12 protein-coding genes are annotated in these 12,268 nt (G+C 63.8%); 7 read left to right on the forward strand and 5 right to left on the reverse strand.

The window, feature by feature from the left end; translation table 11 throughout:
- The first annotated feature begins 36 nt into the window (after positions 1–36).
- Genes AC1Z32_RS33525 through AC1Z32_RS33550 form a run of 6 tightly spaced genes read left to right on the forward strand, consistent with a single transcriptional unit; the run spans position 37 to position 4,520 of the window.
- Positions 37–609: a cytochrome b gene (locus AC1Z32_RS33525; protein WP_483483108.1), complete on the forward strand. Its 573-nt coding sequence runs from the start codon at positions 37–39 to the stop codon at positions 607–609.
- Positions 606–1,526, forward strand: coding sequence for a pyrroloquinoline quinone biosynthesis protein PqqB (gene pqqB, locus AC1Z32_RS33530; protein WP_483483109.1), 921 nt, complete (start codon positions 606–608; stop codon positions 1,524–1,526). Before AC1Z32_RS33525 ends, pqqB begins: the two co-directional genes overlap by 4 nt.
- Positions 1,527–1,548: 22 nt before the next feature.
- Positions 1,549–2,295: a pyrroloquinoline-quinone synthase PqqC gene (pqqC, locus tag AC1Z32_RS33535; RefSeq protein WP_483483110.1), complete on the forward strand. Its 747-nt coding sequence runs from the start codon at positions 1,549–1,551 to the stop codon at positions 2,293–2,295.
- Positions 2,292–2,600 (forward strand): pyrroloquinoline quinone biosynthesis peptide chaperone PqqD, encoded by a 309-nt coding sequence (pqqD, locus tag AC1Z32_RS33540; RefSeq protein ID WP_483483111.1) that lies wholly within the window; start codon positions 2,292–2,294, stop codon positions 2,598–2,600. The genes pqqC and pqqD overlap by 4 nt, the downstream gene beginning before the upstream one ends.
- A 4-nt stretch (positions 2,601–2,604) precedes the next feature.
- Positions 2,605–3,813 (forward strand): pyrroloquinoline quinone biosynthesis protein PqqE, encoded by a 1,209-nt coding sequence (pqqE, locus tag AC1Z32_RS33545; RefSeq protein WP_483483112.1) that lies wholly within the window; start codon positions 2,605–2,607, stop codon positions 3,811–3,813.
- A complete protein-coding gene (locus AC1Z32_RS33550; protein WP_062610924.1) occupies positions 3,810–4,520 on the forward strand; it encodes a response regulator in 711 nt (236 codons plus the stop codon). Before pqqE ends, AC1Z32_RS33550 begins: the two co-directional genes overlap by 4 nt.
- Here the strand turns inward: AC1Z32_RS33550 and AC1Z32_RS33555 are convergent.
- Positions 4,439–5,470 (reverse strand): ATP-binding protein, encoded by a 1,032-nt coding sequence (locus AC1Z32_RS33555; protein ID WP_483483113.1) that lies wholly within the window; start codon positions 5,468–5,470, stop codon positions 4,439–4,441. The two genes, AC1Z32_RS33550 and AC1Z32_RS33555, sit on opposite strands and share 82 nt — an antisense overlap.
- 176 nt (positions 5,471–5,646) lie before the next feature.
- On the opposite strand from AC1Z32_RS33555, the gene AC1Z32_RS33560 reads away from it, so the two are divergent.
- The gene (locus AC1Z32_RS33560; RefSeq protein ID WP_483483114.1) at positions 5,647–8,001 is read left to right on the forward strand and encodes a TonB-dependent receptor; all 2,355 of its coding nucleotides are present in this window, start codon (positions 5,647–5,649) and stop codon (positions 7,999–8,001) included.
- 22 nt (positions 8,002–8,023) lie between these two features.
- Here AC1Z32_RS33560 and AC1Z32_RS33565 read toward each other — a convergent pair whose 3' ends face one another.
- The 4 genes from AC1Z32_RS33565 to AC1Z32_RS33580 form a co-directional block, all read right to left on the reverse strand.
- Positions 8,024–9,031, reverse strand: a complete 1,008-nt coding sequence (locus AC1Z32_RS33565) for a glycosyltransferase family 2 protein (protein WP_483483115.1) — start codon at positions 9,029–9,031, stop codon at positions 8,024–8,026.
- A gap of 51 nt (positions 9,032–9,082) precedes the next feature.
- Positions 9,083–10,072, reverse strand: a complete 990-nt coding sequence (locus AC1Z32_RS33570) for a glycosyltransferase family 2 protein (protein ID WP_483483116.1) — start codon at positions 10,070–10,072, stop codon at positions 9,083–9,085.
- A 257-nt stretch (positions 10,073–10,329) separates the two neighbouring features.
- Entirely contained in the window at positions 10,330–11,403 is a 1,074-nt protein-coding gene (locus tag AC1Z32_RS33575) for a beta-propeller fold lactonase family protein (protein WP_483483117.1), read from the reverse strand.
- A gap of 179 nt (positions 11,404–11,582) precedes the next feature.
- Positions 11,583–12,110, reverse strand: a complete 528-nt coding sequence (locus AC1Z32_RS33580) for a DUF3280 domain-containing protein (RefSeq protein WP_483483118.1) — start codon at positions 12,108–12,110, stop codon at positions 11,583–11,585.
- Positions 12,111–12,268 lie beyond the last annotated feature (158 nt).

Below are 12,268 nucleotides of genomic sequence, written 5' to 3' on the forward strand. Positions count from 1 at the left end.
ATCGGGAACGAAAACCATTTTCACGGGAGACACGCCATGAGCACCGCGCGGACATCCGCAACGTCGCGCGACGGCAGATTCGATGCCGCCAGCGAGCGTTACGCGCGCCCGCTGATCGCGCTGCACTGGATCATCGCCATCGCGATCATCTCGATGTTGTGCATCGGCTTCTACATGGTGGGCCTGCCGCGCGGGCTGCCGTTCAAGTCGGACCTCATCAACTTCCACAAGTCGCTTGGAATCACCGTTTTCCTGCTGGTGCTGCTCCGCATCCTGGTACGCCTGGCTTACGGCCGGCCGCCTCTGCCGCCGATGCGAACGTGGCAACGCGCCGCCGCGAGCATTACGCAGGCTCTTTTATACGTAGGCATGGTGGGGATGCCGCTCACCGGTTATCTCGGCTCGTCGTTCAACAAGTACGGCACGAAGTTCTGGGGCCTGGCTCTGCCGCAATGGGGCTCGGACGACAAGCATCTGCGTGAAATCTTCTTCGGCATCCACGGGACGATCGCGTGGATCATGGCCGCGCTGATCGTGTTGCATTTTCTCGGCGCGATGAAGCATCAACTGATCGACCGCGACGGTCTTCTACGGAGGATGTGGCCTTGAAAATTCGTGTGCTCGGCTCATCGGCGGGCGGCGGCTTTCCGCAATGGAACTGCAACTGCCGCAATTGCGACGGCGTGCGGCGCGGCACCATCGCGGCGCGCGCGCGCACGCAATCGTCGATTGCCGTTACCGACAATGGCGAGGACTGGCTGCTCGTCAACGCATCGCCTGACATTCTCGCGCAGATCGCGGCGAATCCGGACTTGCAGCCCGCGCGCCGCGTGCGCGACACGGGCATCGCGGCCGTCGTCACGATGGATGCGCAGATCGATCACGTCACCGGTCTTCTCATGCTGCGCGAACGCGGCACGCCCTTGCCGCTTTATACGACCGACGCCGTGTGGCAGGACCTCTCGACCGGCTTTCCCATCACGTCGATTCTTTCGCATTACTGTGGCGTGGAGCACAGGCGCATCGCGCTCGATGGCGCCGCGTTCTCCGTGCCCGAACTGCCGCGCGTGACGATCGATGCGTTGCCGCTGTCGAGCAAGGCGCCGCCGTATTCGCCGCATCGCGAGGCGCCCGAAGTGGGCGACAACATCGGCCTCATGTTCACGAACACGGCAACGGGAAAGCGCGCGTTCTATGCGCCGGGACTCGGCGCACTGGAAGCGCATGTGCTCGATGCGATGCGCGAAGCGGACCTTCTGCTCGTCGACGGCACCGTATGGACCGACGACGAAATGATCCGCCTGGGCCTCACGAAAAAGACCGGCAAGGACATGGGCCATCTCGCGCAAAGCGGCGCGGGCGGCATGATCGAGGTGCTCGATTCGATCGATCGCGCGGACGTGCGAAAGGTGCTGATCCACATCAACAATACGAATCCGATCCTCATCGAGGATGGACCCGAAAGGCGCATTCTGTCCGAACACGGCATCGAGGTCGCGCACGACGGCATGACCTTCGAGCTATGACACCCGCACTGGAGACCGTTCGATGTTCGATCCGATGCTGAACCCCACCACAGGCCCCATCTTCACGAAAGTGCAAGACGCAGGCCCGGCGTGGACGCGCGAGGAATTCGAAGCGCAGTTGCGCGCGAAGGGCACGGCGTATCACATCCATCATCCGTTCAACGTGAAGATGAACGGCGGCGGCTGTTCGAAGGAGCAGATACGCGGCTGGGTCGCGAACCGCTTCTACTATCAGATCAACATTCCGCCGAAGGATGCGGCGGTGATGTCGAACTGTCCCGATCGCGAAACGCGCCGCCGCTGGGTGCTGCGCATTCTGGATCATGACGGCTACGGCGATCAGCCCGGCGGCATCGAGGCATGGGCGCGTCTCGGCGATGCCGTCGGTCTCTCGCGCGACGAACTCTGGTCGCTGAAGCTCGTGACGCCGGGCGTGCGCTTCGCCGTCGATGCCTATGTGAACTTCGCGCGGCGCGCGCCGTGGCAGGAATCGGTATGCTCTTCGTTGACGGAGATGTTCGCGCCGCAGATTCACAAGGATCGTCTCGCGACTTGGCCCGAGCATTACAAATGGATCGAGCCTGAAGGGCTTTCGTATTTCCGCTCGCGCGTATCGCTCGCACAGCGCGATGTCGAGCACGGGCTCGAAGTGACGCTCGCGCACTTCAGGACGCGCGAGGAACAGCAGCGCGCGCTCGACATTCTGCAATTCAAGCTCGATATCCTCTGGACGATGCTGGATTCGATCGAAAAGGCGTTCCCGCAATGAGCGACAGCAACCCGATTCAACGAAAGCAGGAAGCAGTAGAAGCGCCGGACGATTCATTGCATCCGAAACTGAAGCGCCTGTTTCGCCTGCAATGGGAACCGGCGCAGGATGCGCACGTGCTGCTTTATCCTGAAGGCATGGTGAAGCTCAATCAGAGCGCGGCGCAGATTCTCCTGCGCTGCGACGGCACGCGCGATATCCCCGCGCTCGTCGCCGACCTGGAGCAGGCGTTCAACGCGACCAGTCTCGGCGACGACGTGCGGGCGTTCATCGCCGGCGCGCGTGCGCGAGGCTGGCTGGAGTAGTGTCATGACCGATCTGTCCGAACCCATCGCAAAGCCCGAGCACGAAGGCGCGCCGAATGCACCGATTGCGCCGCCGCTGTGGCTGCTCGCCGAATTGACGTATCGCTGTCCGCTGCATTGCGTGTTCTGCTACAACCCGGTGAATTACGCCGATCACACACGCGAACTCGACACCGATCAATGGCTCGACGTGCTGCGTCAGGCGCGCGCATTGGGCGCGGCGCAGCTCGGCTTTTCAGGCGGCGAGCCGCTCCTGCGCGACGATCTGGAAACGCTTGTCGCGGAAGCGCGCAAGCTCGGCTTCTATACGAACCTCATCACGTCGGGAATCGGCTTGACGGAGAAGCGCATCGGCGCGTTGCAAGAGGCCGGGCTCGATCACATCCAGCTCTCGTTTCAGGACTCGTCGCAGGAGCTCAACGACTTCCTCTCCAGCACGAAGACCTTCGACTACAAGAAGCGCGTCGCGGCACTCATCAAGGCGCACGGCTTTCCTATGGTGCTCAACTGCGTGCTGCATCGCTATAACCTGCCGCATATCGGACGCATCATCGACATGGCGCTCGCGATGGGCGCCGAATATCTCGAGCTCGCGAACACGCAGTACTACGGCTGGGCGCACGCGAACCGCGCGCAGCTCATGCCGACGAAAGCGCAGCTCGACGAAGCGGAGGCCGTGGTCGAGCGCTATCGCAACGAGATCGGCGACAAGTGCAAGATCTTCTTCGTCGTGCCGGATTATTACGAGCGCAGACCCAAGCGCTGCATGAACGGCTGGGGCTCGGTGTTTCTCGGCATCGCGCCCGATGGCGCCGCGCTGCCCTGTCATACCGCGCGCTCGCTGCCGGGCCTCACGTTTCCGAACGTCACCGAGATGCCGCTCAAGGACATCTGGTACGAAAGCGACGCGTTCAACCGCTTTCGCGGCTTCGGCTGGATGAAGGAGCCGTGCCGCAGTTGCGACGAGAAAGCCATCGACATGGGCGGCTGCCGTTGCCAGGCGTATCTGCTCACGCAGGACCCCGCGAACGCTGACCCCGTGTGCGACAAGTCTCCGCATCACGAGCGCGTGATCGAAGTGGTGCGCGCGGCATCGACGAGGCAGGAACCGCAGGAGCAGCCCATCCTCTTTCGCAACGATGCGAACTCGCGGCGCATCGCGGCGGAAGCCTCCGGTAATGGTGCAGAACAAGAAGGAGAAAACAAGCCATGACTGCCGACATCTCCGTGCTGCTCGTCGACGATCACGCCGTCGTGCGCGAAGGCTACAAGCGTCTGCTCGAACTGAGTCCCGACGTGAGCGTCGCGGGCGAAGCGGCGAATGCCGCCGAGGCGTATCAGAAGTTCTGCGCGTTGCAGCCGGATGTCGTCGTGATGGATCTCGCCTTGCCCGGCGCGAGCGGCATCGAGGCGATGCGGCGCATGCTCGCGCGCGAGCCGCACGCGCATGTGCTGATCTTCAGCGTGCATGAAGAAGCGATCTTCGTGCGCCGTGCGCTCGATGCGGGCGCGCGCGGCTATGTCACGAAGGCGAGCGCGCCCGATGTGCTCGTCGAAGCGGTGCGCTCCGTCGCGCGCCGCGTGTGTTATTTGAGTCCGGATATATCGCAGGCGCTGGCGTTGCGCGCAACGATCCAGGAAGGACCGCCGGGACGTCAGCTATCCGCACGCGAGTTCGAAGTGCTGCGATTGCTCGTGCAGGGCTATACGCTGCCGAGCATCGCGGAGAAACTGGGCTTGAGTCAGAAGACGGTGGCGAATCATCAATCGGTGATCCGGCAGAAATTCGGCGCGGACAACGGCGTGCAACTCGCGCAGATCGCGAATCGCCTCGGCCTTCACTTCGCCGATTTCGCTTCGTCCGCCGAAGCTTCGTTTGCGTCGTTCGGTCCGGGCGTCGGCAACGGCAGCCCTGCCTGAGCCGGCACGCGCGCGCAGAGCAGGAAGCCCGAGCCCGGCTCGCTCGCGATGTGAAACTCCCCGCCGAGCGCTTCGACGCGCTCGCGCATGCCAATGAGGCCGAGCCCCTTGCGCGGCTTCGCCAGATCGACGCCCGGGCCGTCATCGGCCATCGTCACGACGATTTCCTCCGGCGCGCGCGCGAGATAGATCTCCACGCGTGAAGCCCGCGCGAACTTCGACACGTTCGTGAGCCCTTCCTGCACGAGCCGGTAAAGCGTGATGTTGAGCGCGTCGCTGAGATTGTCGAAGTCGCCATCGACAGCGAGCGTGAAGGCCGCATCGGGCAGACGCTCGCGCCAGCCCTCGACGCAATGCTCGAGCGCGGTCGGCAAGCCGAACTCGTCGAGCCCGATGGGACGCAGCTTGCGAATCATGCCGCCGATCTCGCGATACACATGCGTCGCGCTTTGCATCAGCGCGAGCGACAGCCGATGAATCTCCGCCTCGCGTCCCGCCGATAGATCGCGGATGCGCCCCGCATCGAGCGACATCGCGTTGAGGTACTGACCCAGCTCGTCGTGCAATTCGCGCGCGAGATGGCGTCGCTCGGTCTCCTCCGCGGCGAGCGCCTGGCTCGCGAGACGCCGGTTCTCAGCGAGCAGATGCTCCGCCTCTTCCTCCAGCGCGCGCCGACGGCGCACTTCGGATTGCGCCTCGCGATAGCGCCGCCACGCGAACCATGCGAAGCCGATGGCGAGCACGACGAGCGTCGGCGGCAGTTCATCGACCTGGAAGCGCTCGGCGCTGCGCGTCCAGCGATACGCGAACTCGCTGAAGTCGAAATGGGCAAAGAGCGCCCCGGCGATCGACGTGACGGCGAGAACGCAGGCCAGATCGCGCCACACCGGCGAGCGCGCCGAGCGTCGGGAAGCGTCTTTCGCGAGAGGGGGGATGGAGTCGGTCGGCATCACGGAATGCATTCTACGCACGGCTTCATCGTGCCCGGCAGTAGATGGAACGCGATTGGGAACCCTTCCCTGCGCGATCGGGAAAAGCTCCCGGTCCACACGCGCATTCTTATGCGACGCTTTCAGTGAACGAAACATTCTTTGCGCGTGGATCAAAAAAGAGAGAGGAGACGACGATGAAGAGCATGCCGCGCAAGCCCGCGCCCGCGCATCCGTTCAAACCCCGAGCAGGCTTGCGGCTTCTCTTCGGCAGCGCATTCGCGAGCATCACGGTGGCCGCGTGGGCGCAGACGCCGCCCGCCGATGCAGCCGATACCACCGAAGCGCCCGCACCGGCGTCCGTCGCGCAGGCCGATACGCCGCCGAATACCGAGCTGCCTTCGATCATCGTCGTCGGCACCACGCCGCTCGTCGGTGTCGGCACGCCGCTCGAGAAAGTGCCCGCGAACGTGCAGACCATCAAGGGCAGCGAGATCGAAGCGCAGCATTCGCCGACCGTTGCCGATTACCTGCAGAAGAACGCCGTGAGCGTCGATACCAACGATGCGCAAGGCAATCCGTGGCAGACCGACATCAACTATCGCGGCTTCACGGCCTCGCCGCTGCTCGGCACGCCGCAGGGATTGTCGGTGTTCATGGACGGCGTGCGCATCAACGAGCCTTTCGGCGATGTCGTCAACTGGGACCTGATTCCGCAGGCCGCGATCCAGACGATGCAGATCATCCCCGGCTCGAATCCGACCTTCGGCCTCAACACGCTCGGCGGCGCCGTCGCGGTGACGACCAAGAATGGCCGCAGCAATCCCGGCGGCAACGTGGACCTGAGCTTCGGCTCGTGGGGACGCAAGGCCGCGCAGATCGAACAGGGCGGCGTGATCGGCGATCACCTCGACTACTACTTCACCGCGAATGTCACGAACGACAACGGCTGGGCCGATCACAACTCGAGCCGCATTCGTCAGGCGTTCGGCAAGCTTCGCTACACCGACGCCGATACGACCATCTCCGTATCGATGGGCGGCGCCGACAACACGCTGAACGGCTCGCAGACGATTCCGCGCTCGTTCATGGACAACTTCCGCCAGGCCTATACGTTCCCCGACACGAACGAGAATCAGGTCGGCTATCTGACGATCAACGGCGAGCACTACTTCACGCCGAACGTGCAGTTGAGCGGCAACGTGTACTACCGGCACTATCGCAACAAGAACGTGAGCAGCAACGTCAACGAAGACTTCGACCCGAACGGCGACGATGCGGACGAGCTCACGCAGGCCTTCAACGATCAGTCCGTGATCGTGACGGACAGCTATGGCGCGAGCCTGCAGCTCACGCTGCTCAACAACCTGTTCGGCCATGACAACCAGCTGATCATCGGCGCGGCGGGCGACTTCGCCAATTCACATTTCACGCAGGCGTCGCAGCCGGCGGAATTCACCGATACGCGCGCGACCATCGGCACCGGTCCGTTCGTGCCGCAGACCGACGCGAAGACACGCAACGAGAACTGGGGCATCTACTTCGAGAACACGTTCTCCTTCACCGAGCAATGGTCGATGACGCTCGCGGGCCGCTATAACTGGGCGAAGGCGACTATCGGCGACGAAAGCGGCGTGCAGCCTCTGCTCGACGGCAATCACACGTTCTCGCGCTTCAATCCGGCCATCGGCTTCAACTGGAATCCGACGCCGTACTTCACGGCCTACGCGACCTACAACGAAGGCATGCGCTCGCCAACCGCGATCGAGCTCGCGTGCGCGGACCCGGCGGCGCCCTGCTCGCTGCCCAATGATTTCATCGCGGACCCCGACCTGAAGCCGGTGATCTCGAAGACATTCGAGATCGGCGCGCGCGGGCGCGTCGGCAGCCATACGACATGGAGCGCCGCCGCCTACAGCACGACGCTGTCCGACGACATCCAGTTCGTCAGCGCTCAGGGCGCGGGAAGCACGCTCGGCTATTTCCAGAACGTCGGCAAGACGCGGCGGCAGGGCTTCGAACTGGCGGGCCGCACGCAATGGGGACCGGTGGGCGTTGCGGCGAGCTACAGCTATGTGAACGCGACGTATCGCTCGACGTGGACCGAGAGCAGCGCGAGCAACTCGAGCGCGGACGGCGACGGCAACATCACCGTGCATTCGGGCGACCGCATTCCGGGCATCCCGGCGAATACGGTGAAGATGCGCCTCGACTACAACCCGGTCTCGCGCTGGAACATCGGCGCGAACCTCACGTATCGCAGCAATATCTTCGCGCGCGGCGACGAGAACAATCAGGACGTGAACGGCAGCGTCGCGGGCTATTTCCTGATCGATCTCGACACGACCTACAACGTGACGAAGCAGTTGCAGGTCTATGCAACGGTGAAGAACCTGCTGAACAAGCGCTACGCGAACTTCGCGATTCTCGGCCAGAACTTCTTCGACGGGCCGAACCATACGTTCAACAACGGAGCAACGGTGAACGAACAGTTTCTTGGTGTCGGTGCGCCGCGCGGCGTGTGGGTGGGGATGCGCTACGCGTGGAAGTGATGCGTCAGCCAGCGCGCGCGGCTCATTCCTGATACGACTTCCACGGCATGCCGCGCGCGTTGATGCCGTCCCAGATCGCGGCATCGCAGCGATGCTGCTCCGCTTCGGTGCGCGGATGCTGTTCGTCTCTGCGCTTCATCGTGTCGCCGAGCAGTCCGAGCAACGAGCCTTCGAGCTGGGCCGGATTCGCGCCCCAGCTCAGATCGATTTCCGACACCGCGACGCCAACGGAACGATGCAGCGCGAGCACCGCGTCCATGTCCATGTGCATGTCGATGTCCAGCCAACACGCATGAAGCTGGCACACGTTGGCGATGTCTCGCCCCGTGAGACGCGGATAGAACGCCTGCAGCATGCGCGTATACAGCCTGATCTTGGCCTCGTACAGCCCCGGAAGATCGAGATTGAGCGAAGTCATGCCACCATGAATGCGATAGGCCGTGAGCGCCTCAGGCAGGTTGGCGAAGCGCGCGCCGTGCTGCATGCAGTGAAACCAGAAGTCGAGATCGTCGACGATATTGAGCGTCGGGTCATAGCGGATCGCGTGGCGCTGAACGAACTCGCGGCGGAACATCGTGCTCGGATTGGCGATATAGGCAGCACCGGACACGAAGCGCGCCTTGATATTGGCGTCGTCGAGCGGGAAGTCGCTGACGAGCTCGTCTTCGTCGAAATGCCGGATCTGCGTGCCGACCACCGTGATGCCGGGATTGGCGTCGAGGAACTCCGCCTGCTTGCGCAAGCGGCCCGCCTCCGCTATGTCGTCGTGATCGATGCGCGCGATATAGTCGCCGCGGCACAGGTCGAACGCGCGATTCGCGTTGCTCGCGCGGCCCTGGTTGTGCTCGAGCGCAAAGATGCGGATGCGCGGATCATCCAGCCGGCGCGCGAGTTCGAGCGTGTCGTCCTTGCTGGCGTCGTCCACCAGCACGATTTCGAAATCCGCGTCCTGGCGCAGCAGCGACTGCAAGGTCTCGACGATGAATCGGCTGGCGTTATATGTCGGAACGACTACGGAGATCTTGGGCATGGTGCATGAAGGTTTGATACGGAAACCGGCGCGCGGGATTGCACGACGGGATCAGGCCGCGTCCTGCATCGCGCGGCCCATCGCTTCGGCCAGCGCGGCGCAGCAGCGGTGCCTGTCCTGGTCGTCGCGCGGATACACCGCGTGCGATTCGTTCCACTTCGAGGTGAGACGCCGGAAAAGCAGCTCCGTCAGCTCGCCGCGGTCCGCGCCCAGTCGCCCGTCGATCTCGGACAGCGCGACGCCCAGCGATTCGAAGATGCGCGCGAGCACGTCGGCGTCGGGCTCGGGCTTCAAGGGGGACTCATGCAGCTTGCACAAATTGCGCACGTCCTCGCTGGTCACGCGCGGGAAGCTGACGGGCAACATGCGTGCAAGGAGGCGCGTCTCGCCTTCATTCAGCAGATTCGGGTCGAGCCTGCGCGAGCTCATGTCCGCGTGAATGCGGCACGCGGTCAGCACCTCGGGAAGATTCGCGAAGCGCGCGCCCTTCAGCATGAAGTCGAACCAGAATCCGCGATCGTCGGCGAAATGCAGGTTCGGGTCGTAACGAATCTTGTGGCGCTGAACGAAGTCGCGCCTGAACATGGCGCCCGAATTCGCAAGACACGCGGCGCCCGCGAGAAGGCACGCCTTGATCCTGCTGTCGTCGAGCGGAAAGCGGCTGACGGTGTCGTCCTGATCGAAATGCCGGACCTGTGATCCGACGACCGTGATCTCCGGATTTGCGTCGAGATACGCTGCCTGAGTGCGCAAGCGGCCCGGCTCGGCGATATCGTCGTGATCGATGCGAGCGATATATTCGCCGCGGCAAAGATCGAATGCTCGATTGACGTTGCCGGCACGTCCCTGATTGTGTTCGAGCGCAAGGATGCGGATGCGTGCGTCGTCGAGTCCGCGCACGAGTTCGAGCGTGTTGTCCTTGCTGGCGTCGTCGAGGACGAGAATCTCGAAGTCCTCGTCTTGCGTCAGGACGGAGCGAAGCGTGTCGACGATGAATCGTTCGGCGTTGCAGGTAGGGACGACGATGGAGATCTTGGGCATCTTGAGGGGTGGGCCGTAGGAAAGCGAGCACGCGCACCGGACAGGAGATTCCGGGCGGTCGATACGCTCAGGCGAACTCGCATTATCCCCGTCGTGCCAGGATGAACTGTCGAACAATGTTGCATCGACGCAGCGAGCCCGCAGTCGATACTATCAACTGCCCGGGATGCGGCGCATGACGATTCGCGCAACGAAATGCTGCATGAAACGAAATGGCCGCGCTCGGCGGCCATTGCTTCGAACCTGTCAGCTTCCGCTCAACGTCCCACGATCGATCCCGCGCTCGGCGGATACGTCACGATGCCCCATGCGAGCGGCAGATCGCCGATCTGCTTGACCTCCTTGTAGTCGGAGCCGTCGAGCACATAGACCGCGTTCGAGCGCCCGCACGCGAGCAAGAGCTTCGAGCCATCCGGCGTGAAGCTGAAGTGCCAGCAGCGCTGGCCGATGGGCACATCCTGCACGTGCTCGTAGGTCGAGCCATCGAAGACCTGCAGCGTTTTGTCGCGCGATGCGGCCACGAGCAGCCGCTTGCCCGACGGATCGAACGACACACCGTACGGGCCCGTCTTCGTGTCGACGGTCTTCACCGCCTTCAGGCTCTTGCCATCGAGCACGACGAACTTGTTCGCGTTCTCCAGCGTGACGATATACTGCTTGCCGTCGGGCGACACCTTGATGCCGCGCGGACGCGAGCCTTTCGACAGCTTCACCGTGCGCACCGGCTTGCCCGTCCCCACGCGATACACCGACACCGTGTCGTCGCCCTCGTTGGTGACGAGAATCAGCTTGCCGTCGGGCGAGAACTCGACGCCCTCGGTCTCGTGGCCGCTCTTGACCGAATGCGTGACCTTCATCGTCTTCAGATCGACGATGGCGATCTCCGCGGGCGGCGAGTTGGCGTCGTCGTCTTTCTCCGGCTCGCCCGGCTTCGGCGGCCCGCCGCTTTCGCCGGGCTCGTAGGTCACGTACGCATAGGCGCCGAAGACGCGCACGAACTCGGGATTCTTGCCGATCTTCGCGCGCCGCGCGACCTTGCCCGTCGATGTATCGAACTCCGAGAGATCGCCCGTCGCCTTGTTGGCCACGTAAAGACGCGTGCCGTCCTTGTTCAGCGAGAGACCGCGCGGGCCGTCCTTGCCGACGTCCCAGGTCTTCGCGAGCGACAGGTTGTCGAGATCGATGACGGCGACGCCGGCGTTCTCGGTCGTCACATAGGCGGTCGGCGCGGCGGCGTGCGCGGCGTTCGCGGCCAGTGCGGCGGCCAATGCGAGCGATGGCGCGATGACCGACGCGCAGGCAATGCGCGCCGCCTTGAATCTGACTTGCATGGTCGTCTCCAGCGGTTCATTTCGATTATTCGAGTTCGTGCGGGCACGCGCGCGGCGCAATGCCCCGCGCGCGCTGCAAGTCCAACTTAGCCCAATCCGCGCCGCCGTGGCAACGGCATCGGCCGGGAGAAATTCCCGAATTCGGGCGGCGCCGCGAATCGGATGCTGCGTCGCGCCATTCAGCGGGTCGCGGATGGATCGCTCGCGAGCAGATCGACGAGCGCCTTCGCGCCGCGCTTCCACGACAGGTCCGTGTTGCCGCGTATGTCGACCGAGCGCTGAAAGAGCGTCGCGCCGCTGGCGGCATCTTCCACGCGCAGGTTCATGTTGAGGATCAGATTGCTGATCTTCTGCACCCAGCACACACCGACGCGCGACGCACCGATGAGCTTCGCCACGCGCAACTCGCAGCCGTTGCACGCGCTCATGTCCTGCGCGCCTTGCAGCGAGGCGATCAGGTCGCCCGCCTTCGCGTTGTCGGCGACCTGAAAGAGCGCGCGCTCGCGCAGGTCGTCGCGCAACGCGCCGCTCACCATCGCGAGGCGCGCGGACTGGATGCGGTCGATCTCCGCGTCGTTGTAAGCGGCGTTGTCGTCGATGAGCGTGCAGTCGAGCATGGCGATGGACTGCGGCGCGCCTTCCGCGAGCGCGCCGCTCATGACGACGGCGAGCGTCATCGCAAACACAGCGCGAAGAGTGTGGGTCATGGTGTCGGCCTCGATGATGTGCGGCTTCGTGCGCCAACAGCAGATCGCGTATCTGTTCGCGCGCGTCCAACATACCGTTCGGTCGGGCCGCGAGCAAGCGTCACGCAGAACCGCGCGGCATCTGCGTTTGCGCCGATCTCCCGGCGCGTTCTGACGAA

It is taken from the genome of Caballeronia sp. 11_S32 (assembly GCF_056930355.1).